The organism is Zhongshania marina (assembly GCF_002915595.1).
Taxonomy (GTDB): domain Bacteria; phylum Pseudomonadota; class Gammaproteobacteria; order Pseudomonadales; family Spongiibacteraceae; genus Spongiibacter; species Spongiibacter marinus_B.
This window is the reverse complement of sequence record NZ_PQGG01000019.1, coordinates 168,973-193,952: the sequence shown is the minus strand read 5'-3', so window position 1 is coordinate 193,952 and position 24,980 is coordinate 168,973. Positions and strand designations below refer to the sequence as shown.

Annotated in this window: 26 protein-coding genes; 23 read left to right on the top strand and 3 right to left on the bottom strand. The window is 47.5% G+C overall.

Annotation, left to right across the window (positions count from 1 at the left end):
• Nucleotides 1-60 precede the first annotated feature (60 nt).
• Both secD and secF read left to right on the top strand, forming a co-directional pair.
• Nucleotides 61-1,932 carry a protein translocase subunit SecD gene (secD, locus tag C0068_RS08735; RefSeq protein ID WP_103684105.1) on the top strand — a complete coding sequence of 624 codons (1,872 nt, stop codon included), beginning with the start codon at nucleotides 61-63 and terminating at the stop codon, nucleotides 1,930-1,932.
• A gap of 9 nt (nucleotides 1,933-1,941) precedes the next feature.
• Nucleotides 1,942-2,865: a protein translocase subunit SecF gene (gene secF / locus C0068_RS08730; RefSeq protein ID WP_103684104.1), complete on the top strand. Its 924-nt coding sequence runs from the start codon at nucleotides 1,942-1,944 to the stop codon at nucleotides 2,863-2,865.
• Nucleotides 2,866-2,906: 41 nt separating this feature from the next.
• Here the strand turns inward: secF and C0068_RS08725 are convergent, their stop codons facing one another.
• Nucleotides 2,907-3,710: an inositol monophosphatase family protein gene (locus C0068_RS08725; RefSeq protein ID WP_103684103.1), complete on the bottom strand. Its 804-nt coding sequence runs from the start codon at nucleotides 3,708-3,710 to the stop codon at nucleotides 2,907-2,909.
• 188 nt (nucleotides 3,711-3,898) lie between these two features.
• On the opposite strand from C0068_RS08725, the gene pyrG reads away from it, so the two are divergent.
• The 11 genes from pyrG (at nucleotide 3,899) to rpoS (ending at nucleotide 14,081) form a co-directional block, all read left to right on the top strand.
• Nucleotides 3,899-5,521 (top strand): CTP synthase, encoded by a 1,623-nt coding sequence (pyrG, locus tag C0068_RS08720; protein WP_103684102.1) that lies wholly within the window; start codon nucleotides 3,899-3,901, stop codon nucleotides 5,519-5,521.
• A gap of 35 nt (nucleotides 5,522-5,556) precedes the next feature.
• Complete coding sequence (kdsA, locus tag C0068_RS08715) at nucleotides 5,557-6,408, top strand: 3-deoxy-8-phosphooctulonate synthase (RefSeq protein ID WP_103684101.1); 852 nt, start codon at nucleotides 5,557-5,559, stop codon at nucleotides 6,406-6,408.
• Nucleotides 6,409-6,441: 33 nt separating this feature from the next.
• Entirely contained in the window at nucleotides 6,442-7,725 is a 1,284-nt protein-coding gene (gene eno / locus C0068_RS08710; RefSeq protein ID WP_103684100.1) for a phosphopyruvate hydratase, read from the top strand.
• A 114-nt stretch (nucleotides 7,726-7,839) separates the two neighbouring features.
• A complete protein-coding gene (locus C0068_RS08705; RefSeq protein WP_103684099.1) occupies nucleotides 7,840-8,118 on the top strand; it encodes a septum formation initiator family protein in 279 nt (92 codons plus the stop codon).
• A 44-nt stretch (nucleotides 8,119-8,162) separates the two neighbouring features.
• On the top strand, nucleotides 8,163-8,873 hold the full coding sequence (gene ispD / locus C0068_RS08700; protein WP_103684098.1) for a 2-C-methyl-D-erythritol 4-phosphate cytidylyltransferase: 711 nt from the start codon (nucleotides 8,163-8,165) through the stop codon (nucleotides 8,871-8,873).
• A 5-nt stretch (nucleotides 8,874-8,878) separates the two neighbouring features.
• The gene (gene ispF, locus C0068_RS08695) at nucleotides 8,879-9,361 is read left to right on the top strand and encodes a 2-C-methyl-D-erythritol 2,4-cyclodiphosphate synthase (RefSeq protein ID WP_103684200.1); all 483 of its coding nucleotides are present in this window, start codon (nucleotides 8,879-8,881) and stop codon (nucleotides 9,359-9,361) included.
• On the top strand, nucleotides 9,351-10,361 hold the full coding sequence (gene truD, locus C0068_RS08690) for a tRNA pseudouridine(13) synthase TruD (protein ID WP_103684097.1): 1,011 nt from the start codon (nucleotides 9,351-9,353) through the stop codon (nucleotides 10,359-10,361). Before ispF ends, truD begins: the two co-directional genes overlap by 11 nt.
• A gap of 67 nt (nucleotides 10,362-10,428) precedes the next feature.
• Nucleotides 10,429-11,070, top strand: a complete 642-nt coding sequence (locus C0068_RS08685; protein ID WP_103684096.1) for a protein-L-isoaspartate(D-aspartate) O-methyltransferase — start codon at nucleotides 10,429-10,431, stop codon at nucleotides 11,068-11,070.
• A gap of 42 nt (nucleotides 11,071-11,112) precedes the next feature.
• On the top strand, nucleotides 11,113-12,015 hold the full coding sequence (locus tag C0068_RS08680; protein WP_103684095.1) for a DUF368 domain-containing protein: 903 nt from the start codon (nucleotides 11,113-11,115) through the stop codon (nucleotides 12,013-12,015).
• 214 nt (nucleotides 12,016-12,229) lie between these two features.
• A complete protein-coding gene (locus C0068_RS08675) occupies nucleotides 12,230-13,012 on the top strand; it encodes a peptidoglycan DD-metalloendopeptidase family protein (RefSeq protein WP_233208777.1) in 783 nt (260 codons plus the stop codon).
• A gap of 76 nt (nucleotides 13,013-13,088) precedes the next feature.
• On the top strand, nucleotides 13,089-14,081 hold the full coding sequence (gene rpoS, locus C0068_RS08670; RefSeq protein WP_103684094.1) for an RNA polymerase sigma factor RpoS: 993 nt from the start codon (nucleotides 13,089-13,091) through the stop codon (nucleotides 14,079-14,081).
• 75 nt (nucleotides 14,082-14,156) lie between these two features.
• Here rpoS and fdxA read toward each other — a convergent pair whose 3' ends face one another.
• On the bottom strand, nucleotides 14,157-14,480 hold the full coding sequence (gene fdxA / locus C0068_RS08665; RefSeq protein WP_103684093.1) for a ferredoxin FdxA: 324 nt from the start codon (nucleotides 14,478-14,480) through the stop codon (nucleotides 14,157-14,159).
• A gap of 312 nt (nucleotides 14,481-14,792) precedes the next feature.
• On the opposite strand from fdxA, the gene C0068_RS08660 reads away from it, so the two are divergent.
• The 6 genes from C0068_RS08660 to C0068_RS08635 all read left to right on the top strand — a co-directional run bounded on the left by C0068_RS08660 (nucleotide 14,793) and on the right by C0068_RS08635 (nucleotide 19,350).
• Nucleotides 14,793-15,152, top strand: coding sequence for a response regulator (locus C0068_RS08660; protein ID WP_103684092.1), 360 nt, complete (start codon nucleotides 14,793-14,795; stop codon nucleotides 15,150-15,152).
• A gap of 14 nt (nucleotides 15,153-15,166) precedes the next feature.
• Nucleotides 15,167-17,239, top strand: coding sequence for a chemotaxis protein CheA (locus tag C0068_RS08655; protein WP_199176140.1), 2,073 nt, complete (start codon nucleotides 15,167-15,169; stop codon nucleotides 17,237-17,239).
• Nucleotides 17,240-17,257: 18 nt separating this feature from the next.
• A complete protein-coding gene (locus C0068_RS08650) occupies nucleotides 17,258-17,770 on the top strand; it encodes a chemotaxis protein CheW (RefSeq protein WP_103684091.1) in 513 nt (170 codons plus the stop codon).
• A gap of 6 nt (nucleotides 17,771-17,776) precedes the next feature.
• Complete coding sequence (locus tag C0068_RS08645) at nucleotides 17,777-18,235, top strand: STAS domain-containing protein (RefSeq protein WP_103684090.1); 459 nt, start codon at nucleotides 17,777-17,779, stop codon at nucleotides 18,233-18,235.
• A 104-nt stretch (nucleotides 18,236-18,339) separates the two neighbouring features.
• The gene (locus tag C0068_RS08640; protein WP_103684089.1) at nucleotides 18,340-18,732 is read left to right on the top strand and encodes a hypothetical protein; all 393 of its coding nucleotides are present in this window, start codon (nucleotides 18,340-18,342) and stop codon (nucleotides 18,730-18,732) included.
• A 30-nt stretch (nucleotides 18,733-18,762) separates the two neighbouring features.
• Nucleotides 18,763-19,350 carry a chemoreceptor glutamine deamidase CheD gene (locus tag C0068_RS08635; protein WP_103684088.1) on the top strand — a complete coding sequence of 196 codons (588 nt, stop codon included), beginning with the start codon at nucleotides 18,763-18,765 and terminating at the stop codon, nucleotides 19,348-19,350.
• Between the two features lie 43 nt (nucleotides 19,351-19,393).
• Here C0068_RS08635 and C0068_RS08630 read toward each other — a convergent pair whose 3' ends face one another.
• On the bottom strand, nucleotides 19,394-20,248 hold the full coding sequence (locus tag C0068_RS08630; RefSeq protein WP_158249952.1) for an HDOD domain-containing protein: 855 nt from the start codon (nucleotides 20,246-20,248) through the stop codon (nucleotides 19,394-19,396).
• Between the two features lie 185 nt (nucleotides 20,249-20,433).
• Between C0068_RS08630 and C0068_RS08625 the strand changes: the two genes are divergently transcribed.
• Genes C0068_RS08625 through C0068_RS08610 form a run of 4 tightly spaced genes read left to right on the top strand, consistent with a single transcriptional unit; the run spans nucleotide 20,434 to nucleotide 24,954 of the window.
• Nucleotides 20,434-20,793 carry a response regulator gene (locus C0068_RS08625; RefSeq protein ID WP_103684086.1) on the top strand — a complete coding sequence of 120 codons (360 nt, stop codon included), beginning with the start codon at nucleotides 20,434-20,436 and terminating at the stop codon, nucleotides 20,791-20,793.
• Nucleotides 20,794-20,824: 31 nt separating this feature from the next.
• The gene (locus C0068_RS08620; RefSeq protein WP_146047864.1) at nucleotides 20,825-21,286 is read left to right on the top strand and encodes a hypothetical protein; all 462 of its coding nucleotides are present in this window, start codon (nucleotides 20,825-20,827) and stop codon (nucleotides 21,284-21,286) included.
• 41 nt (nucleotides 21,287-21,327) lie between these two features.
• Nucleotides 21,328-22,167 carry a CheR family methyltransferase gene (locus C0068_RS08615; protein WP_103684084.1) on the top strand — a complete coding sequence of 280 codons (840 nt, stop codon included), beginning with the start codon at nucleotides 21,328-21,330 and terminating at the stop codon, nucleotides 22,165-22,167.
• 30 nt (nucleotides 22,168-22,197) lie between these two features.
• Nucleotides 22,198-24,954 carry a methyl-accepting chemotaxis protein gene (locus tag C0068_RS08610; protein ID WP_103684083.1) on the top strand — a complete coding sequence of 919 codons (2,757 nt, stop codon included), beginning with the start codon at nucleotides 22,198-22,200 and terminating at the stop codon, nucleotides 24,952-24,954.
• Nucleotides 24,955-24,980: the final 26 nt, after the last annotated feature.

The following is a 24,980-nucleotide window of genomic DNA, read 5'->3' as shown; positions in this document are numbered from 1 at the left end:
CGATTGTGGCGTTCCTTACAAATAGATACCGTCGCAACAGGCGGTTTTGGTGGAAATACAATGCTAAATAAATATCCGCTCTGGAAAAACCTGCTGATTATTGCGGTGCTGGGGATAGGTTTGCTTTATGCCGTACCAAACCTGTACCGCCCCGATCCCGCATTGCAGGTGTCCGGCGAAAGCAGTGGTGTGGTAATCGATCAAGCGCTGATGACACGCCTGTCGGCAGCATTAGATGCTGGTGGCATTGAGCATTTTGGCGAGAAGGCGAATGAAACTGGCAAGTCTGGTTTGATACGGCTCTATGAGACCGACGTGCAATTGCGGGCGCAGCGGATTGTGCAGCGCACCTTAGGTGACGGTTATGTGGTTGCCTTAAACCTCGCCTCTAATACACCGGCGTGGCTCAGTAACTTAGGTGCTCAGGCAATGAAGTTGGGGCTAGATTTAAGCGGCGGTGTGCATTTCTTGCTAGAGGTTGATACTGACTCTGCGATTGCTACGCGCTTGGAGCATTACAGCTCGGGTATTAAGAAAAAGCTACGTGAAGAGCGTATTCGCGGTTTTGTTAGCTTGGACGACGGCATTATTTCTGGCAAATTCGCTAGCGCCGAGTTGCGCGATACGGCGTTGGGATTGATTCGCAAGGAATTTACCGAGTTGACTGGCGAGCGTTTAGATTCTGCCGATGGCGATGACTCGTTCTATTTGCGGGCGATTATCGGCGAAGCGAAGCGCAAAGAAATTGAAGACTACGCGGTGAGTCAAAATTTGACGACCCTGCGTAATCGGGTAAACGAATTGGGTGTGTCTGAGCCCTTGGTGCAGCGTCAAGGTCGCAATCGTATTGTGGTTGAGCTGCCCGGTATTCAAGACACCGCCGAAGCCAAACGTATTTTGGGTAAAACCGCTAATCTTGATTTCCGATTAGAAGCGAAATATGACGCGCCGTTATCGGAGCGTGAGCAGTTTGAGTTCCGCAATCCTGGTCGTGGTGAGCCCAGTGCTTGGCTAGAGCGCGACGTTGTAATTACCGGTGAACGGGTCGCTAACGCGCAGGCCAGCTTTGATCAAAATGGAATGCCACAGGTAAATATCACCCTAGATAGTCAGGGTGGTACCTTGATGCACCGCATGACGCGGCACAATATAAATCGTCGTCTTGGGGTGCTTTTCATCGAGCGTAAAAGCCGTACTCACTACGAGCGCGACGTCGAGGGTGTAGAGCGTGCAGTTAAGGTGCCCTACGACGAGAAGAAAATTATTAGCTTGGCAACAATTAAAGACGCCTTGGGGGTGCAGTTCCGTATTACCGGTTTAGATGCGCCTGGTGAGGCGGCGGAGCTGTCATTGCTGCTTCGTGCGGGTGCTTTGGCGGCGCCAATCGACTTTGTTGAAGAGCGTACTGTAGGGCCGTCATTGGGAGCCGAAAATATTGAAAAGGGGCTTAACGCAGTTAAGATTGGCCTCGGTATGGTCGCCCTGTTTATGGTCGTGTATTACCGCGTGTTTGGTGTGATTGCGGTAGTGGCACTTGGTGCAAACATCATTTTGTTAACTGCCTGTATGTCCTTGTTAGGTGCGACATTAACTTTGCCTGGTATCGCCGGTATTGTACTTACAGTCGGTATGGCGGTTGATGCCAACGTGCTTATTTTCTCGCGAATACGTGAGGAGCTGCGAGCCGGCTTGTCGGTGCAGCATGCAATAGAAGCGGGGTATGGGCGGGCGTTTGTCACCATCATGGACTCCAATATTACGACCTTATTAGTCGCAGTGATTTTGTATGCGGTAGGCACTGGCCCTGTTCGCGGTTTTGCGGTGACCTTGTCGCTAGGTATTTTAACGTCGATGTTTACAGCGATCATGGGCACCCGCGCGATAGTTAATTTCGTTTACGGCGGTCGTCGTATTAATAAGCTGGCGATCTAGGGGAAACGTATGTCTGATAATGTAAAAATGATTAACTTCATGGGTGGACGTCGTATTGCGATGTTCATTTCTATCGCGATGATGGTTGCGTCAGTGGCGGTTTTAGCGGTGAAAGGCCTGAATTTTGGTCTGGATTTTACCGGTGGCACCCTGATCGAGGTTATTTATGAAGAGTCTGTGCCGCTAGAACAAGTGCGCGAAGAATTAAGCGCGGCTGGCTACGAAAGTGCCATTGTGGTGAATTTTGGTTCAGATACCGATGTTTTGGTGAGAATGCCTCAGGGTATGAGCCCAACATTGGGTGAAGAGGTTCTCGCTGTGTTGCAGGCCGGTACTGAGGCCGAGGTTGAATTGCGTCGTATTGAATTTGTCGGTCCGCAGGTTGGTGAGGAGTTGCGGGAGCAGGGCGGTTTGGCGGTGTTATTGGCGCTTGTTGTGGTGCTGATCTACGTCGCCATGCGTTTCCAGATTAAATTCTCAATTGGTGCCGTTGCCGCATTGGGGCATGACGTGCTGATTACCCTCGGTGTGTTTGCTGTAGTGGGTTGGGATTTTGATCTCACCGTATTGGCCGCCATCCTCGCTGTTATTGGTTACTCGCTTAATGACTCAATAGTTGTTGCTGACCGTATTCGTGAAAACCTTCGCAAATTGCGTAAACACGATGCGGTAGAAGTGGTGAATATCTCCCTAACCGAGACACTAGATCGAACCCTAGTGACATCGGGCACAACCTTGCTGGTATTGCTGGCGCTGGCGTTTGTCGGTGGCGAAATGATTCATAGCTTTGCCTTGGCGCTGCTAATTGGTATCGGTGTGGGTACTTATTCGTCGATCTATATTGTGGCCAGCTTATTGGTGACCATGAATATCAGTCAGGATGATTTGATCGTGGTGGAGAAAGAGGGCGCGCAGATTGATGATTTGCCCTAGGGCGAGTTACGCCAGACGTCAGACGTCTGGCGTCTGACGCATTAGCGAATATTTTCTAAATGTGGGCGAATCGCCTGCAAAATACCCTTCAAGCATTTCGGGTTCGCGGCGACGATGTTGCCGCTTTCATAGTAGTTGCCACCACCTTTAAAGTCGCTGACCAAACCACCGGCTTCGCGTACTAATAGTATGCCTGCAGCAATATCCCATTTGTTTAAACCAATTTCCCAAAATCCATCTAGGCGCCCGGCCGCTACATAGGCTAAATCGAGTGATGCAGCACCAGCGCGACGGATGCCGGCGGTTTCGCCTGCAATGGCTTCTAGGCTGCGCATATAGGCGGGAATGTGTTCTTCGCAACGCGCTTTAAATGGAATGCCGGTGCCTATGAGTGCGCCTTCGAGGCTGGCATTCATGGTGACACGAACTCTGCGACCATTTACTTGGGCGCCACGGCCACGGCTGGCGGTGAATTCCTCGCGGCGGATGGGGTCAAGAATAACCGCGTGTTCAATTTGGCCTTGGTGCATACAGGCAATTGATACGGCGAAGTGCGGAATTCCGCGAATGAAGTTGGTGGTGCCGTCAATTGGGTCGATAATCCATTGGTAGGGGCTATCTGCATTTCCAGTTTGGCCAGATTCCTCGCCCAAAAAGCCGTGGTCTGGATAGGCTTTTTGCAGGTGGTAAATAATCTCCTGCTCAGCTTTGCGGTCGATTTCCGTAACAAAATTATTCTCGCCCTTGGTTTCGATCTGAACGCGGTCGAGTTGTTCAGTGGCACGCGCGATAAGGTCGCCGGCTTTACGGGCGGCGCGCAATGCGATATTCAGCATGGGTTGCATAGTACTAAGGCCTTGATGTTGCAAGCAATTGGACGCGCATTATAACAGAGAGTCGGCGGCCTACGGAGGCCTAATTTCATTGTTTCGATATGGCCTTCCTGTTAGACTGACGTCCCATCTCGTGGGGGCGAATAAGCGCAGCTTTTTCAGACCCTATTATCTCTTCGTACTATCTAAAAAGGCATTACATGGCGCGTTTTATATTCGTCACCGGCGGTGTTGTTTCGTCCTTGGGTAAGGGCATTGCGTCAGCATCCTTAGGTGCCATTCTTGAGGCGCGTGGTCTCAAAGTAACAATGCTCAAGCTGGATCCATATATCAACGTCGATCCGGGTACCATGAGTCCGTTTCAACACGGTGAGGTGTTTGTTACTGAAGACGGGGCAGAAACCGACCTCGATCTAGGTCATTATGAGCGTTTTATCCGCGCTAAAATGGCTAAGGGCAATAATTTTACGGCTGGGCGAGTGTATGAAACCGTCCTGCGTAAAGAGCGTCGTGGCGACTACTTGGGCGGTACAGTTCAAGTCATTCCTCATATAACCGACGAAATTAAGCGCCGTGTTATGGCGGGCGCAGGCGATGCCGATATCGCGATTGTTGAGATCGGCGGCACCGTGGGTGACATCGAAGGTCTACCGTTTTTTGAAGCGGCCCGTCAGTTAAAAGTTGAGCTTGGCGCTAAGCGCGCAATGTTAATGCACCTTACCTTGGTGCCGTATATTGCCACCGCTGGTGAAACGAAAACCAAGCCAACCCAGCATTCGGTTAAAGAGCTTCGCTCTATTGGCTTACAACCTGATATTTTGCTGTGCCGCTCAGATCACGAAATTGACCAAAGCAGCCGTCATAAAATTGCCCTGTTTACCAATGTTGAATCTCGCGCGGTTATTCCGCTGCGGGACGTAGATTCTATTTATAGAATTCCATCGTTGTTGGCGGCGGAGGGCTTGGACGAGCTTGTTGTAGAGCGCTTTGGTTTAGATTGCCCAGCAGCAGATCTTACTGAATGGGATGCCGTAATCGAAGGCGATTTACATCAGGATAAGGCCGTGACCATTGCAATGGTCGGCAAGTACATGGAATTACTGGATGCCTATAAGTCGCTTAATGAAGCCTTAAAGCATGCGGGTATTCACAGCCGCACCAAAGTGCAGGTGCGCTATATCGATTCTGAACTCATTGAAAAAGACGGCGTTGAAATACTAGACGGCGTAGACGGTATTTTGGTCCCCGGTGGCTTCGGCAGTCGCGGCGTAGAAGGCAAAATTCGCACCGTGCAGTATGCCCGCGAAAATAAAATCCCCTACTTGGGTATTTGCCTAGGTATGCAGGTTGCTGTGATTGAGTTCGCGCGTAATGTGCTGGGCTTGAGCGACGCTAACAGTAGCGAATTTAATGACAACGGCAAAAATCCCGTTGTCGGTTTGATTACCGAGTGGGTAACGGCCGACGGTGAAGTTGAACAGCGCGCCCATGACGACGATCTTGGCGGCACCATGCGTTTAGGTGCACAACTTTGTCATTTGGTTGATGGTTCTGTGGTTGCCGGTGTTTATGGCAGCGAGACTATCACTGAGCGCCATCGTCATCGCTACGAGGTGAATAACACCTATGTAGAGCGGTTGCAGGCGGCGGGTTTAAGCGTTGGTGGTTGGTCTGCTGATAAGAGCCTCGTTGAGGTGGTAGAAATCGCAGATCATCCTTGGTTTATTGCCTGTCAATTCCATCCCGAATTTACCTCGACACCTCGTGATGGCCACCCTTTATTTACTGGCTTCGTTAACGCTGCAATCGCGCACAGCGAATAGCACTGTTGAACTGGGCGAGTTAAAGGAGTCGATTTATGAAAGATAAAGTGGTTAATGTTGCCGGCACCGACGTGGCAAATGACAAACCCTTTGTATTGTTTGGTGGCATGAACGTACTTGAGTCTCGCGATCTGGCAATGCAGATTGCGGAGCACTACGTTGAGGTGTGTGGAAAAATGGGGATTCCCTATGTTTTCAAGGCCTCATTCGATAAAGCCAATCGTTCCTCGGTACATTCTTACCGTGGCCCCGGCATGGAAGAAGGCCTGAAGATATTTCAGGAAATAAAGCAAACCTTCAATGTGCCAGTGATCACGGATGTTCATGAAGTGCATCAAGCCGGCCCTGTTGCCGAAGTCTGCGACGTGATTCAGCTACCTGCATTTTTAGCGCGCCAAACAGATTTGGTTGCTGCAATGGCGGCGACAGATGCGGTTATTAATATTAAAAAGCCGCAGTTTTTAAGCCCCGGCCAAATGAAAAATATTGTCGAAAAATTTGCAGAATGCGGCAATGAGAAAATTATACTGTGCGAGCGCGGCAGTAATTTTGGCTACGATAATTTAGTGGTAGATATGTTGGGTTTCAGAGTGATGCGTGAGGCCAGCGGTGGCGCGCCCATTATTTTTGACGTAACCCACGCCTTGCAATGCCGTGACCCTATGGGCGCAGCATCTGGCGGTCGCCGTAATCAGGTTGTTGAGTTGGGTCGCGCCGGTATGGCGCTCGGTATTGCCGGCTTATTTCTAGAGGCCCACCCAGATCCGGATCGCGCAAAATGCGACGGCCCGAGTGCTTTGCCATTATCAGCCTTGGCAGCCTTTTTAGAACATATGAAAGCAGTGGACGAGACAGTAAAGTCTTTGCCGGCGCTAGATATTAAATAATTTTATTTTTGATTTAAGACGGAGAAAACTCACATGGCAGAGATTGTCGATATTAAGGCCTTTGAAGTATTGGATTCACGGGGCAATCCCACGGTTGAGGCAGATGTGGTTTTAGCATCTGGCGCTGTAGGTAGTGCTTGTGCTCCTTCTGGCGCGTCGACAGGATCGCGTGAAGCTTTAGAGTTACGTGATGGCGATAAGTCGCGCTATTTGGGTAAGGGCGTATTAAAAGCAGTTGCTAATATCAATACCACTATTCGTGATCTATTGATGGGTATGGATGCTGAAGATCAGCGCGCTATTGATAATGCTATGATTGAAGCTGACGGCACTGAGAGTAAATCGGTGCTGGGTGCAAATGCTATTTTGGCTGTGTCATTGGCAGCGGCGAAAGCGGTGGCGATTGAGAAGGGCATTCCTCTTTATCAGCGCATTGCCCAAATAAACGGCACTGAAGGTCAGTACACTATGCCGGTACCGATGATGAATATAATCAACGGTGGCGAACACGCTGATAACAATGTCGATATTCAAGAATTCATGATTCAGCCTGTGGGCGCGGAAACCTTTGCAGAAGCATTGCGCCAAGGTGCTGAGATATTCCATTCATTGAAGAAAGTATTGGTTGCTCGCGGTTTGAATACCGCCGTTGGTGACGAAGGTGGCTTTGCGCCAAATCTGCCTTCAAACGAGGCGGCACTTGAAGCCATTGCCGAAGCTGTTGCCAATGCCGGTTACGAATTAGGTAAAGATATCACCTTAGCTCTAGATTGCGCTTCGTCAGAGTTTTACAAGGATGGTAAGTATTCATTGAGTGGTGAAGGCAAGGAATTTGACGCCGAAGGGTTTGCCGAGTATTTAGATGAGTTAAGTCAGAAATACCCGATCATCTCTATTGAAGACGGTATGGACGAAAGTGATTGGGACGGCTGGGCAGCATTAACTCGCCGTGTTGGCGATCGCGTGCAGTTGGTGGGTGACGATTTGTTTGTTACCAATACTAAAATCTTAAAACGTGGTATTGATAACAACATTGCCAACTCAATTCTGATTAAATTCAATCAGATTGGCTCGTTGACCGAAACATTAGACGCCATAAAAATGGCGAAAGATGCCGGTTATACAGCGGTTATCTCGCATCGCTCAGGTGAAACCGAAGATACAACAATTGCAGACTTGGCGGTGGCGACATCAGCAGGTCAGATTAAAACGGGCTCTTTATGTCGCTCAGATCGTGTTGCGAAGTACAATCGTCTGCTACGTATTGAAGCTGAACTTGGCGCGGCCTATCGCGGTCGGGATGAATTCCGAGCGTAATAAAAGAGGCGGCTATGGCCGCCTTCTTTGTTTTTGGGTGTATTTTAAAATGGGCTTTCTAGGATTTAATTCTGGAATAATAATGAACAATAAGACCATCTTACAGGGCGAGCTATGACTCGCCGCCGCCTGCTTTTTATATTGCTCGCGATATTGCTGATGTTGCAGCTGCGGTTGTGGACCGGCACCGGTAGCTGGGAGCAAATTGCCAGTTTGCGCCGGGATATCGCCGTTCAGAAAGTCACGAATAATGATCTACAAAAACGGAATGAGCGCCTGTATGGCGAAGTTCGCAGTTTAAAGCACGATTTAGACAGTATTGAAGAGCGTGCCCGTAATGATATGGGTCTCATTAAATCCGGTGAAACCTTTTATTTAATCGTTGATGAATAGTAATACTACACAGCAGAATAATAGCTTGATTCAAAACAGGCAGAATGATTTTGGTAAATAATGTGCGGCTATGGGCCGTTATTCCCGCTGCGGGAACGGGGTCGCGTTTTGGCGCTGCCACCGCAAAGCAATATCTTTCCCTTGGTGACAAATCCGTTATCGAACACAGTATGAGCAAGCTCTTGGGCCGAGAAGATATCGCCGCCCTTGTCGTTGCATTACACCCTGAAGATAGCCATTTTTCTTCGTTGCCTATTGCGAATGACCCACGGGTTCGCCCAGTCGTTGGCGGGGCTGAACGCTCAGACTCCGTTGAACTGGCATTGAATGCTTTAGCAGGGGAGGCAGCTGACACAGATTGGGTGCTGGTACACGATGCTGCGCGCCCCTGCGTGTCACAGCAAGATATTCACACTTTACTAGAGCGTGGCTGCGCTCATGCGGTAGGAGCAATATTGGCCTCTCGGGTGGTTGATACGGTAAAGCGTAGCAATGCTGAAGGCGAGATTGCAGAAACTGTAGACCGCAACAATATGTGGCGGGCCTTAACGCCGCAGCTATTCCGCTATGGGCAGTTGCGTGATGCCTTGGCGTATTGCCGAGAAAAGCATTTAAGCGTTACAGATGAAGCCTCAGCGCTGGAGCATTGTGGTCAGCGGCCATTGTTGGTGGCGGCTAGTCATCGCAATATTAAAATCACCTACCCTGATGATCTCGCGATTGCGGCGGTATTTCTGGAGGGAGAGCAACAGTGAGCGCCATTAGGATCGGTCATGGCTACGATGTTCATCGTCTTATAGAAGGCGAGGCAATTACGTTGTGCGGTGTAAAAATACCTTGCCAGTGGGGTTTGCTCGCACACTCGGACGGCGACGTTGCCCTGCATGCACTTTGTGATGCCATGCTTGGCGCTTTGGCCTTGGGTGATATTGGTAAGCATTTTCCAGACAACGATCCGCAATATGCTGGTGCTGACAGCCTAAAATTATTACAGCAGGTCTATGCCTTGGTGCTTGATCAAGGGTATCGACTTGGCAACGCCGATTTAACTATTGCGGCGCAGCAGCCGAAATTAGCCCCCTATATTGTTGCCATGCGTGAGACCATTGCCGCTGCTTTAGCTGTGTCGAGTAGCAGTGTCAGCGTGAAAGCGACGACGACGGAGAAGCTCGGCTTTGTGGGGCGAAGTGAAGGTATCGCCGTGGACGCAGTGGTATTGCTGGAGCGAATAAATGCTGCCTGATTGGCCGAGAGCATTGGGCCAACCTATGGTATCTGGATTATTAAAAGCCGAGCCTAAGGACTTTGTTGTTGAAGAAGTGTTTGACGTTGAATTCAGCAATGACGGCGAGTTTGATTGGCTGTGGATAGAGAAGTGCGGTGACAATACTGAGTATCTGGCAAAGCAATTGGCGCGCCTGGCGGGTGTGCAGCCGCGTGCGGTGACCTATTCGGGACAGAAAGACCGGCATGCGGTAACACGGCAGTGGTTTTGTGTTCACTTACCCGGCAAACATAAGCCGGAGTGGCGCGTTCCTGAAAATGAGACATGGCAGATTTTGCGCCAAGGTCGCCATCGTCAAAAACTGCGTTTGGGCAGTCATCGCTATAATCGTTTTATTCTCCGGCTAAGTGAGTTGAAGGGGGATATTGATGATCTGGAATCGCGGCTGGCATTTGTGAGGCAGGGTTTTCCTAATTATTTTGGCGAACAGCGCTTCGGTCATGGCGGCGGGAATATTGCCGCATGCAGACAGTGGTTTGCCGGTGAGTTAAGTCCTGGGCGTTTTGATCGCGGTATGTATTTATCTGCAGCCCGATCCTTGATTTTTAATACGGTACTGGCTCAGCGCGTTGACGATGCGAGCTGGAATCAGGGCTTAGATGGCGACGTGTTTTCATTGCGTGATAGCGCTAGTGTGTTCTTGGCAGATATCGATGCAGACATTATTGCACGCCTAGCTGTGGCTGATATTCACCCCACGGGTCCGCTGTATGGTAAGGCAGCTAAGCTAGGGGTGGATGGCGTCGTGGCAGATCTTGAAGAGCGTATTTATGCCGAGTTTTCTGATTTATGCGCAGGGCTGATGAAGAATAATTTGGCAATGGAGCGACGTGCATTGCGTGTCGTGCCTAAAGATTTGCAGTGGAAGTATGCGGAAGATGACTCGCTATCACTGGCATTTTCACTGCCTAGGGGCTGTTTCGCCACGGCGCTTGTGCGAGAATTGATCAATTACTAAGGGCTTGATCAGCCTTGATGTTTACTGAGACGACACGGTGACAATTTTAAATTTGCAAGGCATAGGGATGACGTCCCAGCGAACGAGAGATCGTTTGATTGAGCGTTTAACTGAACAGGGAATCACCGATAAAGCGGTGCTCAATGTTATTAGGGGCACGCCGCGCCATATTTTTCTCGATGAAGCGCTTTCACACCGCGCCTATGAGGATAGTTCGCTGCCGATTGGTTTTCAGCAAACCCTGTCTCAGCCCTATATTGTTGCCCGCATGACCGAGCTGCTATTAGCAAATGGGCCTAGAACCCGAGTATTAGAAGTAGGTACCGGTTCTGGCTATCAAACTGCTATTTTGGCGCAGATGGTTGAACGGGTGTTTAGCGTTGAGCGAATTCGGCCGTTACAAGAAAAAGCGCGTCAGCGTCTTCGTCAGCTTGGCTTGCACAATGTGCATTTGCGTCACGCCGACGGTGGTATGGGTTGGAGTGACCGTGGCCCCTTTGATGCGATTTTATCTGCGGCGGCGCCAGAAGTTGTTCCCGCGGAATTGTTAGAGCAGTTAGCAGTTGGCGGGCGCCTTGTTATTCCTGTCGGCCCAGTCGGTAAACAGCAGTCTTTGTATGTGTATGACAAAACGGAAGACGGGATTCAAGAGCAGCTGATTGAGCCGGTTTTATTTGTGCCGATGGTTGCCGGAGTCGTTGTCGCCTAATACTGCGTTATTCACTGCGCTTCAGAGATTATAGGAATATTGATGAAGGGATTTTCTCCTGGGGTATTTTTACGTGGTATGGCTATGGGGGCGGCAGATGTTGTTCCTGGCGTGTCCGGAGGCACCGTCGCATTTATTACCGGCATTTATGACGAGTTAATAGAAAGTCTAAAAGCCGTTAATATACAAGCCTTACAAACGCTCTTTAAATCTGGGCCTGCTGCTTTTTGGCAATATATTAACGGCTGGTTTTTACTGAGTTTAATGCTTGGTGTAGTGGCGAGTATTTTGTCCCTTGCCCGTTTGATTTCTTTCGGCTTACAAGAATATCCGCTACCACTGGCGGCCTTGTTTTTCGGTTTAATTTTGGCGTCTGCCTTGATTGTTTTTCAGCAAATTCCAGAAAGCAGACGGCAGTTAGTTTGGCTGATATGCGGTGCGGTATTTGCTGTTGCGATAGGGGAATTGCGTCCCGCAGAACTTAACGCGACACCACTTACCCTATTTTTGTCGGGAGCCTTAGCGATATGCGCCATGATACTGCCGGGAATCTCAGGTAGTTTTATATTGCTATTACTGGGGATGTATAAGCCCGTGATTGACGCGGTGAAACATTTTGAGCTTGTGTCACTCTTATGCTTTGTAGCCGGTTGCGGCCTAGGCTTGATGCTATTTGTTAGAGTACTGTCTTGGCTTATGCATCATCATCGGCCACCTTTGTTGGCGGTGTTGACTGGTATTTTGCTGGGTTCATTGACCATAATTTGGCCGTGGAAGTTTGATGCAGAAGGACTTTTATTGTCGGAGTCCTTGGCGCCTGGCTGGCAAAATGTGTCACCTTGGGAGTATGCGCAGCACGCAGATCCGCAGCTACTAGTGTCGTCAATCGTTGCTGTATTGGGTGTGGTGTTAGTATTGTCGCTTGAGAGAATTGCTAAACCATAATTGAGTGCCTGAGGAGTTGGCGACAGAATTAAGCTAAAGAATCGCTGTTTTTTTAAGAATATTTTTAGCTATGGCTAGCTTTTGAAAGTACATATAGTAATTAAAATAGCTTTGTATCATGGCGTTTTTTTGCAGTTTTTGTATCGTATATGTAGATTAGATTTTAACTTCTTTAGCTAAAAAGGTTTGTTTCTGTGCTTATCGGAATGCTGACATGAAGACGATGCTGATACGTTTGATCAGCATTTTTGTCTTTGCCGTTAGCTTTCAAGCTTGTACGACGGGCGGAAGTTCTGCGCCTGTTTCTGATCGTTATAATCCATCGGAAAGTCCGCCTTCACATTATATCGTTAGCGCCGGCGATACGCTTTTTTCAATTGCATGGCGTTATGGATTCAATGTTAAAGGGTTAGCGACTGCTAACGGCTTGGCGGCACCGTATACGATTTACCCTGGGCAGGCATTGGTGTTGCAAGAGAGCAGTCGGACTATTGCATCTGTGTCTAAACCCGCAGTGACCAAGAAAAGTTCTTCGCGAGACTCATCGCCCCGTACCAGCAGTAAGCCGATTAAGGCGCCTGCACCTAAGCCTGTTTCAAAGCCTACTCCGCAGTTTGTCGATTCTGGCGGCGCTTGGCGTTGGCCCGTAGAAGGGCCTTTGGTGCGACGTTTTGTTGCCACCGGCCAAGCGCATAAAGGTATTGATATTAAAGGCAAAATGGGCCAGCCTGTACATGCGGCTAAGGCCGGTGTGGTAGTGTATTCGGGAAGTGGCTTGGTAGGTTATGGCAATCTATTAATCCTTAAACATTCTGATCGCTATTTAAGCGCCTACGGGCATAACAAACGATTACTAGTAAAGGAGGGAGATAGCGTAAAGGCGGGTGCAGTTATCGCCGAGTTAGGTGACAGCGGTACCGATTCGCCAAAGTTACACTTTGAAGTTCGTATAGACGGAAAACCGGTTGATCCTTTAGGGCTGCTTCCTAGGCGCTGAACGCCGTTACGATCAGGAAATAATTGCCTTAAGTATCATCCAAGTCGAGCAATAAAACGAAAATAAGGATTCGACGATGCGGGTATATGAAGAAAGTAATAATTATCGTTCAACTTTAGTTCAAGTGAATGCAGATGAGGATCATGAAAGTGATGAGCTTAATACAGACGCTCCTCGTAAATTAAGCAAACCAAACAAAGCCACGGGCGCTCGACGGCAGAGCACCGACCTTGATGCGACCCAAATGTACTTAAGCGAAATTGGTTTTTCGCCATTATTAAGTGCTGAGGAAGAGGTTCATTTTGCTCGCCTAGCTCGAAAGGGTGACGAAGCGGGTCGGAAGCGCATGATTGAAAGTAATCTGCGTTTGGTCGTAAAAATTTCTCGACGTTATTTAAATCGAGGCTTGAGTCTTCTCGATTTAGTTGAAGAGGGCAATCTTGGCCTCATTCGCGCGGTAGAGAAATTTGATCCTGAGCGCGGTTTTCGCTTTTCTACCTATGCCACATGGTGGATTAGGCAGACCATCGAACGGGCAATTATGAATCAAACCCGCACCATTCGGCTGCCCATTCATGTAGTGAAAGAATTAAATAGCTATTTACGTGCAGAGCGTGAATTAACGCAAAAACTAGATCATATGCCGTCACCAGAAGAGATGGCGCTTGCGCTAGACCGGCCAGTCTCAGAAGCGAAGCGATTATGCGGGCTTAAAGACAGGGTGGGTTCGATAGACGTACCGCTTGCTCAAGATTCTGACCAGAATTTACTTGATACTATTGCTGACACCCAAGCCTTGAATCCTAGCGATATCCTGCAGGGCGAAGATTTGTCTAGCAGCATTGATGAGTGGCTCGACGAGCTGAGTGTTAAGCAGCGGGAAGTAGTCGTGCGTCGCTTTGGCTTGCGCGGCCATGAGTCGGCAACATTAGAGGAAGTTGGTCGAGAAATCGGCTTGACCCGAGAGCGAGTCCGGCAAATTCAGGTTGAGGCATTAAAGAGTATGCGCAGCTTATTTGAAGCCAATGGGCTCAGTGCTGAGTCTCTATTTGCCGAAGACTTTAGTTAAGACGGCAGTATGTATAGTCGTAAAAAAGCCCGCAGCAGCGGGCTTTTTTACGACTAGTACTTCATTTTAAGAAGCTTAGCGCTCTAAATACTGCAGTTTGTTAGGTTTGCCAGCCCACTCTTCAGCGTCAGCAGGCGCTTCTTTCATCTCAGTGATATTGGGCCATACTTCTGCGAGTTCTGCATTTAACTCGAGGAATACTTGCTGATCATCTGGCAGCTCGTCCTCTGAGAATATGGCATTTACTGGGCATTCTGGCTCGCACAGGGCGCAGTCAATACACTCATCAGGATGGATAACAAGGAAGTTTGGGCCTTCGTAAAAACAGTCTACCGGACAAACCTCAACACAATCTGTATGTTTGCACTTGATGCAATCTTCGCCTACAACAAAAGTCATTTCTGGTCAGCCCCTTTTAATCCTGACTTGGGTGGTAATTCTTTGAGGGGCGTATTGTAACACCAGTGAAAAAAATCGGTATAGCCTTAGTCTTAACAATTATTTAGTTGGGCGGGTCTGCTTTGGGTGGGCGGCCTGCTTTTGCGTATTGTGCCGCGCAGCACGGCCCTTGGTTCGACACCTCTGTCCGTACTTCTACGAATACACTTAGCTGGTGCGTAAAGTTCTACTAGCTAGGGCTTATTTAAACTAGATATTCCTCTTCACCCATCCCGTGTCGCCAGTAGCGGGGAAAATAAAAGGGCTTCCGGCATGGCTACTATTCTCGCAGTTGATGATTCGCCTTCTATTCGCCAGCTTGTTGCGATGACCTTAGAGGGCGGTGGTCATACGGTGAAGTTGGCGGAAAATGGTATAGGGGCGCTAGATATTGCAAAAGAGTGCGCCGCTGACTTGGTAATTACGGATGTTCATATGCCCAATATGGATGGTATTACGTTGACGAGTGAGTTGCGCGGCATACCGGAATATCGCTACAAGCCGATTTTGATATTAACGACCGAGTCGTCTCCGGAGTTTAAGGCGAGGGGAAAGGCCGCCGGTGCGACGGGGTGGATAGTAAAGCCGTTCGACCCCAGTGCTTTGCTGTCGCTACTAGATAAAGTTTTGTGAGTTGAGGAGCGGATATGTCTGACGATATGGATATGAGTGAAATTCATGACATCTTCTACGAGGAGAGTTATGAAGGGCTCGATGTCATGGAGTCTGGGCTGTTGGGGCTTGGCATCGGCCAGCCAGATTTAGAGATCGTTAATAATATCTTCCGAGCAGCTCACTCCATTAAGGGCGGCGCAGCTACCTTCGGTTTTTTGCCGATATCCAAATTCACACATGGCGTCGAAACCTTGTTAGATCAGGTGCGGGCTCAGGAACGCATTGTAAGCGAAGATGTTATCGAAGTTTTGCTTGAGTCTGTAGATTGTATTCGGCGCATGCTGGATATGTTCAAAGCTGGCAATGTGCCGGATGAAGCGAGTTCAATTGAGCTTAAACAGCGTATAGATACTATTCTAGCGCTGCCTTCAGGTGGGGCGATGAAGGCAGCAAGTAACGGCGAAGTAAGTGAGCCTGCCGAGCTAAAACAATGGACAATTCAATTTTCGCCCTCTGTTGATATCTTAAAAACTGGGAATGAGCCGCTTCGCATCTTTAACGAGTTGCGGGCCTTGGGTGAGTTGAAAATAGTATCCGATATATCCAAATTACCAGACATTCGCACTGTGGAGGCGGATAGTTGCTATACACAGTGGATTCTAATTTTAGATACAGATGCCGAGCGTAAACGCATTGAAGAAGTGTTTGATTGGGTGAGTGATCAAGCCGACATAATTATTGAGTGCAAAGAGTCTGATATCACCAATTCCCAAGCTCAAACAACGCCGATTGCAGCCGCCTTGGAATTACCTAGCAGTGAAGCGGAGTCCGCCGTTGCCGTTGGTGCCTCATCTAGTAATGGAAAAAATTCGTCATCTACCAAGGAATCTGGCTCTATTCGGGTGAGCATCGATAAAATTGATGCGCTACTTAACCTCGTCGGTGAGTTGGTTATTACTCAGTCAATGTTGGCACGTCATGCCGACGGAGCAGTTGCGGGCAGCGAGGCGCAGGGCTTAAAAGATGGGCTTTTGGTTCTTGAGCGTCATACCAGAGAGCTGCAAGAGAGCGCCATGCAAATTCGCATGCTGCCGATAGGCGCCAGTTTTAGCCGCTTTAAGCGTTTGGTGCGTGACCTGTCCCAGAAAACAGGCAAAAAAGTCGAATTAAAATTGTCAGGTGAAAATACCGAGCTTGATAAAACCGTATTAGAAAAAATGAGCGATCCACTTGTTCACCTTGTGAGAAACTCATTGGATCACGGTATTGAAAAGCCGGAAGATCGCCTAGCCGCAGGAAAGCCCGAGACCGGCACCCTGCATCTAAGCGCCTATCACGAAGGCGGTAATATCGTTATCCAGGTCGACGACGATGGTGCTGGCTTAAATCGGCAGCGGATATTGGCAAAGGCGATCGAGAAAGGGATCGTCAGTCCCTCTGAGCAGCTCTCCGACGATCAAATTAACAACTTAATCTTCCAGGCAGGATTCTCCACCGCAGAAGCTGTAAGCGATCTTTCCGGTCGCGGCGTTGGGATGGATGTTGTGCGGCGTAATATTAATGATCTGGGTGGTCGCATAGAAGTGAGCTCCCGCGAAGGCAAGGGCTCACGTTTCAAAATTCGGCTGCCACTTACCTTGGCGATATTAGACGGCCAATTGGTGAAGCTGGGCAGTGACGTTTATATATTCTCACTCTTATCGATTGTCGAAACGGTGCTTGTGTCGCCGGGTGAGGTTCGAAAAGTAGTTGGCAATGGCAATGTGTATCGCTTGCGGGACGACTATATTCCGGTCGTGCGTCTGCGTGATGCGTTTAAATTGCGCTGCAAGGATTCGATCAAAACCTATCTAGAGCGCGATGGCGAGTTGCTTGTGGTGGTTGAAAGCGACGGTCAGCGGATTGGCTTATTTGTCGATGAATTACTCGATCAGCAGCAAGTTGTGATTAAAAGCCTTGAGGAAAACTATAAGCCGGTGGCTGGCCTTGCTGGGGCGACGATTTTGGGTGACGGCAATGTCGCAATGATAATCGATGTGCCGAGTTTGATAAAAACATTAGATATCGCAGCAATCACCTCAAAAATTGAAGATTTCGCTGCCTAATATAAAGAGGAGAATACTATGTCTCACGCGGACATTATGGCTGGAAGCAATGCAGAGTCTGACAGCAAACAATATCTGACTTTTTATCTTAACGGTGAGGAGTATGGTGTAGAGATTCTGCGTGTTCAGGGTATACAGGGTTGGGATACCGTTACTCCCATTCCTCACTCTCCGGAATATATTCTCGGTGTGATGAATTTACGCGGTGCAATTGTTCCCATAATTGACTTGCGCAAGCGCTTTAATATGCCAGATATGGATATTGGTAAGACGACTGTGATCATCGTTGTTAAAACCCACAATGACGGCGAATCGCGCACCATTGGTATGGTGACCGATGCCGTATCCGAAGTGTATAGCATTGATGAAAACGCGCTTCAGCCGCTGCCAGATTTTGGCGGTTCGGTAAGTAGCGAGTTTGTGAAGGGCCTGTCTACGATTGAAGACAAAATGCTCATTTTGCTCGACATAGATAGGCTTCTCGATATTCGTGACAAGCTTGCTCCCAACTCCCAATCAAGCGCAGCGTGAGATCTTATGAGTGACGAATTTATTTTCTTGCTAAATGATCCCGAACCGGAACAAGCTCGTGACAATGGTGGAGGTAAAGAGGAATTTGCGATACTTCTTGATCCCCCCAAATCATCTGAGAAAGATGATGGCTTTATTATCTTACTGGGTGATAACGATGCGCCTGAGAAGAGAGGATGTAAAGCCAATCATAAGCTGAGTTTAGGCGAGACAGCAGGAATAGACTCAGCTGCAGATTTACACAAAAAATTAGTGGCGGCCTTAGATGGCGGGGAAGAGATAGGTATTGATGCCAGTTTAGTTTGCGTGATTGACACCCCAGCTTTGCAATTATTGATTTCGGCCCAGGAAGCTGCGGCGATTGCGGAACAAAAATTTTTGATTCATAAGCCTAGCAATGCCTTTAAAGAGGCGGCAAGAAACCTAGATTATGAACGAATACTGCGAAGCTCATATAGTGTATGACTTGGGCGTAAGAATGATCCTATTTAGGCTGTGTTGATAAATGAATTTTACTGCAAGAGGAGCACTATGTCGGGTTTAGTATACTTGACCTTGTGAGGTGAAAAATGTCGGAAAGTCGTGACCAACTTTTGATAGCTACTTCTTCAGTGCATTTGGCGCGCCTGCAGTTGGCAGATGCACTATCTGAGTCTGTAGCCGACGCAGACGCTATTATGTGCTCTTTTACTAGTTTACAAAAAGCACTGCAAATGAACGGGAATGCGAAAACGCAGCAGTTGCTCAATGATTTGATAAGAGACTTTCAGTACTTGGATCGCTTGAACCAGCGAGTAGAGCACGTTGTTGATTTTTTAGCAGATATAGAGCGCAGAACAAGTACGACAATAAGTAGTGAAGCAGAAGAGCAGCGTGCACTGCCCAATATGGAGTGCAGCACCGAACGCGAGCGCACGCTTAATCAACGCTTTCGTTCAGCCAATAATGTCACTTTATTCTAATGTTATGTGAATCTATTAGGATGTTGTCCTTTGACGGCCATTGATGAAATTCATAAGCATTGGGACCCTGTTATTGGGGCTTACACAGCACGAGTACTGCCTGGCCAATATTATGTTAGCGCAGGTGGCGACGAGTGTATCGGCACCGTTTTAGGATCATGCGTCGCGGCATGTGTGCGGGATTCCCGATTAAATATAGGCGGTTTAAATCATTTTATGCTCCCAGGTGACGAAGGGGGGGGTAGCGGCTTATCCCTTAACCGATTTGGTGCGTTTGCGATGGAGAACCTTATCAACGATATTTTAAAGTTGGGGGGCAGTAAGACGCGCTTGGAAATTAAATTATTTGGTGGTGGCAAAATCATGCGTGGTCTTAGTGACATCGGTCAAAAAAATATCGATTTCGTTAAGTCTTTCCTTAGCCTAGAAGGGTATCACATCGCGGCTGAAGACTTGGGTGGTGAATTTTCGAGAAAGATTCTTTATTTTCCCGCAACGGGAAAGGTAAAGGTAAAGCGACTTCGTTCAGTTCACGCGGCAACCGTTGCCCAGCAAGAGGCTAGTTACGAGAGCAAGATGCGTAATAATGTTGCTGGCAGTATTGAACTATTTGATTAGCGACGATTATTGATTTCAGGCTATAAGCTACTAGGGATGAATTTTAGTCATTAAACAAACTACTTAAAGATTGTATATCGCTTCGCGCAGCAGTGATTACTTTTTGAATTATTTCAGTGTCTAGCCTCAACTCGTCATAGACTTTGCTATTTATTGCAGGTGCATCCTCAATGTCATCGGAATCCAGTTCAATCAGCACGGATAGTGAATTGGCGACATGAATGATTTTTGTCAGCATGTGAGTGCCGACCTCGCTAGAGGGTGTGTGATGATGCAGAATACAGTCAATTAAACTATCAGGTAAGCTCCAATCTTTAGCCAAAGCGCCACCTACGTCCGCGTGTGAAAAGCCCAGTAGCCTCGTTTCAATTTCAAATAACTCTTCATGATTGGTGGGCAGCAGTGAAGTTTGCAGGCAAGCAGTAGATTCTTCTGGCAGTTGGCTAAACAGTATGAGTTCGCCAATATCATGTAATAGGCCGCCGGTAAATGCGGTATCAGGAGCCGAAATAGACAGGGTCTTGGCTAAGGTCTTAGCTAGTACTGCACAGCTAATACTGTGCTGCCAAAAATCAGCGATATTCCACAAATCATTATGAAGTTGATTGAAGCTGCGAGCAGCGTCAACGGCCGTGACGATTTCACCTACCTGCTTTTGTCCTAATTTAGAGACAGCCTTTGTAATTGAACTGATTTCAATGCCGGTATTAAGTGCAGCGCTATTGCTGGTTCTGATTACAGCTAAGGCAAGGGCTGGATCTAATTCTATTAATCGTACGATATCAGCCATCGTGGAGTCGTCGTCATTGATTACCCGCTGTATTTCAAGTGCAGCTTTGGGATAACTGATGAGGGTACTTGTTTTAGCAATAATGACATTAATGTCGTTTTGGCTCACGGCTATACCTCGACCCAATATAGATGTGATGGTTAGAGCTATGGGTAGCTTAATGATATTAACGGAAGTAGTTCGACGATTCCTATAGGTAAGATCACTAACTACGACTTTAAGTGGTGCTGTGCTGTAATTATCTGGTAGTGACTTTTTTATTCTTTATATGGCTTATCTTGTAGGGCAAAACTATGAAAATAATGGTTGTAGACGACAGCACTGCAATGCGAAATATGGTGATTCGTACTATTCGTCAGGCAGGCTTTGATACTGGTGACGTTGTGCAGGCAGAGAATGGTCTAGTAGCCCTAGATAAAATCCGCAAAGACATGCCAGATCTTATACTTGCAGATTGGAATATGCCAGAAATGACGGGTATCGAATTACTGCAAGCCATGAATGATGAAGGCTTAAAAACAAAATTTGGATTTATAACTACAGAGGCTACCGCCGTAATGCGAGAGCAGGCGACGGCTGGTGGTGCTCGATTTCTAATATCTAAGCCCTTTTCCGTTGAAAGCTTTGAAAAAATCCTTGGCGCCGTCATGTAGCCATAGTTGTCTCGCCTGATTTGGAGTTTGTGTGATGAAATACCTTAAGCCATCGGCCGATCATGTTTCTGAAATGTTAGGAATGTTGTATGACGGTGATGTCGATCCCATTGAAGTGAAGGATGTTGGTGATGCCGCGTATGTAGCGACATTCGTTAACCCTGAAGGAGAGGTCGTAGCGGCCTGCCTTAGCGATGCTGGTATGACCATCTTCTCCGGTGCAGCGCTAAGTATGCTGCCACCAGGCGGTGCCAAAGATATGGTGTCAGATAAGGAATTTACGAAAAGTGTATTAGACAATTTTTATGAAGTCATGAATATCTGTAGCCGTTTACTTATGTCGAATAGCACCCCTCATCTTAAGTTGGCTGAGCTTATACCTATGTCTACTGCTGCTCAAAGTTTGGGATCTCTGAGTAATGCAGTATCGATATGCTATGAATTGGGTATTCCAAAGTATGGAAAAGGTCGAGTCCAGTTTTTGGTTAGCTAAATGTTTAATCATATTTTTGTCTTATGTAACGGTATTAGTCTATGAATATGATTAGCAGCAATCCGAACGAAGATTTTCAGTATAGCTATTCTGACAAAGAATTTTCTCGGATTATTGAGCTGGTTAATCAATGGACTGGTATTCATCTAAGTCGTGAGAAGAAGCCACTTACATATAGTCGTTATTCGAAAATAATAAGACGGCGGCAACTTCACGGATTTGCTGATTATATCGCCTTAGTAGAGGAAGGTGATGATGAGGTCACCCGTGAGTTTATTAATTCGATTACGACTAACTTTACTAGTTTCTATCGTGAAGATCATCATTTTACATTCCTTCAAAACTATCTATTGTCGTCAACGACTAAGCGGCCTGTGAAAATTTGGTCGGCAGGTTGCTCCACCGGAGAAGAGCCGTATACGATTGCGATGACTATTAAAGAAGCTCAAAGGCGTGATCGTAGCGTAGATGCATGCTTGCTAGCGACTGACTTAGATCGCGACGTGCTCGCTAGGGCTGAGGCGGGAGTGTACACCGCTGATCGAATAGAAGGTTTAACGAAGGAGCGCAAGACAAGTTTTTTTCTAAAAGGTTGTGGGAATAAGCTGGGCATGGTCCGAGTAAAGCCCGAGGTCAGAAACCTAATTGATTTTGCCCAGTTGAATCTTATGGATAACTGGAGCTTGCCACACAATATGGACATTATTTTTTGTCGTAATGTCATGATTTATTTTAATAAAGCGACACAAAAGATGCTCATTGATAAATTTGCGAAGGTGCAAAGTGTTGGCTCTAAGTTGGTAATAGGGCATTCAGAAAATATTGGCATTGAAAATTCTCAGTACAAACTTATTGGTAAGACGATATATGAACGTGTCTGAGTTCGTAATTTATATAGTGAAGGGGGCGTGATGACACAGGCAGCTAGACGAAAATCTCCGATCAGCAATGCAGCAGCGGAGCTAGCAGGTTTACGTTCTGCATTTGATAAATTCCTAACACCAATTGCTTTGTTGGATTCAGAGTTTCGCGTAATTTATGCGAATGCTAAAGCGGCTGATTTAGGTGCCGAGTTAGGAGGTGTGCTTGACGGTGGAAGTACAGAGCGAATTATCTCGGATAAGTTAAAAATGGCAGCGACAGCAAGATCTGATCATAGCCGGCTATCTGAAGAAGATGTATTTCCAAGTACTCGTTATCTTACTAAAGATGGTAGGTATTACGTAGTAACACTGTCTTCATACTCTGCTGCGAATTCTCATTCCGGTTATATTGCTGAGTGGGTTGACGAGACAGAGAAAGTTTACGCCGAATTGGAGCTTGGCCATTTACAAGGTGTTTTGGAAAAGGCAAGCACAGCAATTTTATTGCTAGATCTTGATCTGAATGTCACTTATGCCAATCCAGCGATTGAAAAATTATTTGCTGATAAAGAAACGGAGATGCGGTCTTGCTACCCAAGCTTCAACGTCGATCAATTAAATCAAGGGCAATGCATAATTTTGAATGCCTTAAGCGATAAGCAGCGAGCTTTGATATCAAATGTTGATAATTTACCTCTTTCAACAGATTTAGTTGTAGGTGAGCTAGTATTTAGTCTTAATGTGACAGCGCAATTAGACTCACGCGGTCATCACTCGGGCTATACCTTTGAATGGTGCGATACAACTGCACAGCGTCTTGAGCAGATAGAAGTTGCAAGAATGAAGGCTGGTGTCGATGGGGCAGAGGCAAATTTGATGATGTGTGATTCTGATTTGCGAATCACCTACGCAAACCCCGCTGTTGTTGCAATGTTTAAATATCGAGAGGATATCTTACGTCGTCACTTTCCCGCATTTGATGTTAATAAGCTAGTTGGTCAGTCTATTGATCAATTCCACAAAAATCCCAGTCATCAGCGCCATATTTTATCTAATATTGCTGCATTGCCGGCGAAGGCCGAAATCAAACTCGGTGATTTAGAGTTTGAAGTAAATGCGACGGCGGTACTCGATGCAGATGGCTGCTATATGGGAAATATGGTGGAGTGGAAGGATATAACAGAGCAAAAAGATGCCGAGCGAAAAATTGCCGATATTATTTCTGCTGCGGTTGATGGTCGTTTAGATCAGCGGCTTAATAGCGATAAATACGAAGGATTTATGAAACGGCTTAGCCAGGCCGTAAATGGCTTGATGGATACCATTGTTGCTGAACAAAATTTTGCAGAAGAGCAGATTAAGCAGCTAATTAATAGTGCGATTGCTGGTGATTTGGCAAAACGCATAGACAATGCCACTAGCTCTGGTTTCCTTCACCGAGTCTCTGACGGCTTAAATTCTCTTATGGATGCGATCGCAAAACCAGTTGAAGAAAGCGTTCGCGTGATGTCGAGTTTGGCAGAGGGAGACTTGTCGGAGGTTATGAGTGGCGAGTATCAAGGGCAGTTTCAGGCAATGCAGCAGGCTGTAAATACCTCGATTAGCAATTTGCGTGGGATGGTTGATCAGATTCGAGATGCGGCGACAAGTATTCGTAACTCTTCGTCTGAGATTGCTCAGGGTAATCTTGATTTGTCGAATCGAACGGAAAATCAGGCGGCTTCCTTAGAGAAAACGTCGGCTAGTGTTGTTCAATTTACCGCGACGGTTAAGCAAAATGCCGATAACGCTGCTAAGGCAAATAATTTAGCAAGCAGCGCCCGCAGTGAGGCGGAATTGGGCGGTAAAGTCGTCGGCGAGGCGGTTAGTGCGATGCGTGAAATTAATGCCTCGTCTAAGCGTATAGCGGACATTATTGGTGTAATCGATGAAATTGCTTTCCAGACGAATTTGCTTGCATTAAATGCAGCGGTGGAAGCCGCCAGAGCCGGTGAGCAGGGGCGGGGTTTTGCGGTTGTTGCATCGGAGGTCAGGAATTTAGCGCAGCGCAGTGCCGAGGCGGCTAAAGAAATTAAGGTGCTGATTAAAGACAGTGTCAATAAAGTGTCCGAAGGTTCCAAGCTTATAGACGAATCCGGTACACGTTTAGATGGGATTATGTCTAGTGTAAATCGGGTGTCCGATATAATTGGCGAGATTGCGATGTCGAGTCAGGAGCAATCTTTGGATATTGAGCAAGTCAGTAAAGCAGTCCGTGATATGGACCGTGTGACGCAGGAAAATGCAGCCCTAGTTGAGCAGGCCGCGGCTGCAAGCCAATCGATGGATGATCAGTCTCAAGTATTAACACAGCGGATTACGTTTTTTAAAACAGAGAGCGATAAACATGCGCGCCATCGTGGCACTCAGTTACAAAGGCAAGCGCGGCCGGTAGTTTCTGGGCGTACTGCCGAAAGACCAGCGATGAGATCAGGTCGAGAAAATACGGCTGAAACCAGAGCGCCCTTAAGTCGGCCTACGTCTGCGAGAAGTTCAGCAATTTCGGTGTCTTCTAAAGGGCCTCGATCAGAAGGAGTGGCGGAAAGGCGTCCGCCACAGGCGCGGTCTCCCGCTTCTTCGCAGTTGGTAAAACCGGTATCGGCCACAAGAACAAGTTCAGAGCGACTAGAGCGCGCGCAGCCGCCTAAATCCACTAGCTTCCGTAATTCAGCAGCTGATTCTTCCAGGGTCGCGGCGACAAGTTCTAGTGCGGTGAAATTAGTTTCGGCGTCTGCTCATGAGGACGATGATTGGGTTGAATTCTAGATCTGTAGTGTCGGTAAATGAATATC

Coding starts and splice junctions, on each gene's coding strand:
- kdsA (WP_103684101.1), top strand. CDS start 5,557: ATGAAAGATAAAGTGGTTAATGTTGCCGGCACCGACGTGGCAAATGAC.
- C0068_RS08645 (WP_103684090.1), top strand. CDS start 17,777: ATGAGTGACGAATTTATTTTCTTGCTAAATGATCCCGAACCGGAACAA.
- C0068_RS08685 (WP_103684096.1), top strand. CDS start 10,429: ATGACGTCCCAGCGAACGAGAGATCGTTTGATTGAGCGTTTAACTGAA.
- C0068_RS08675 (WP_233208777.1), top strand. CDS start 12,230: ATGAAGACGATGCTGATACGTTTGATCAGCATTTTTGTCTTTGCCGTT.
- fdxA (WP_103684093.1), bottom strand. CDS start 14,480: ATGACTTTTGTTGTAGGCGAAGATTGCATCAAGTGCAAACATACAGAT.
- ispD (WP_103684098.1), top strand. CDS start 8,163: ATGATTTTGGTAAATAATGTGCGGCTATGGGCCGTTATTCCCGCTGCG.
- C0068_RS08705 (WP_103684099.1), top strand. CDS start 7,840: ATGACTCGCCGCCGCCTGCTTTTTATATTGCTCGCGATATTGCTGATG.
- C0068_RS08615 (WP_103684084.1), top strand. CDS start 21,328: ATGAATATGATTAGCAGCAATCCGAACGAAGATTTTCAGTATAGCTAT.
- secD (WP_103684105.1), top strand. CDS start 61: ATGCTAAATAAATATCCGCTCTGGAAAAACCTGCTGATTATTGCGGTG.
- C0068_RS08610 (WP_103684083.1), top strand. CDS start 22,198: ATGACACAGGCAGCTAGACGAAAATCTCCGATCAGCAATGCAGCAGCG.
- C0068_RS08650 (WP_103684091.1), top strand. CDS start 17,258: ATGTCTCACGCGGACATTATGGCTGGAAGCAATGCAGAGTCTGACAGC.
- truD (WP_103684097.1), top strand. CDS start 9,351: ATGCTGCCTGATTGGCCGAGAGCATTGGGCCAACCTATGGTATCTGGA.
- C0068_RS08680 (WP_103684095.1), top strand. CDS start 11,113: ATGAAGGGATTTTCTCCTGGGGTATTTTTACGTGGTATGGCTATGGGG.
- C0068_RS08660 (WP_103684092.1), top strand. CDS start 14,793: ATGGCTACTATTCTCGCAGTTGATGATTCGCCTTCTATTCGCCAGCTT.
- eno (WP_103684100.1), top strand. CDS start 6,442: ATGGCAGAGATTGTCGATATTAAGGCCTTTGAAGTATTGGATTCACGG.
- C0068_RS08625 (WP_103684086.1), top strand. CDS start 20,434: ATGAAAATAATGGTTGTAGACGACAGCACTGCAATGCGAAATATGGTG.
- C0068_RS08725 (WP_103684103.1), bottom strand. CDS start 3,710: ATGCAACCCATGCTGAATATCGCATTGCGCGCCGCCCGTAAAGCCGGC.
- rpoS (WP_103684094.1), top strand. CDS start 13,089: ATGCGGGTATATGAAGAAAGTAATAATTATCGTTCAACTTTAGTTCAA.
- C0068_RS08655 (WP_199176140.1), top strand. CDS start 15,167: ATGTCTGACGATATGGATATGAGTGAAATTCATGACATCTTCTACGAG.
- secF (WP_103684104.1), top strand. CDS start 1,942: ATGTCTGATAATGTAAAAATGATTAACTTCATGGGTGGACGTCGTATT.
- pyrG (WP_103684102.1), top strand. CDS start 3,899: ATGGCGCGTTTTATATTCGTCACCGGCGGTGTTGTTTCGTCCTTGGGT.
- C0068_RS08640 (WP_103684089.1), top strand. CDS start 18,340: ATGTCGGAAAGTCGTGACCAACTTTTGATAGCTACTTCTTCAGTGCAT.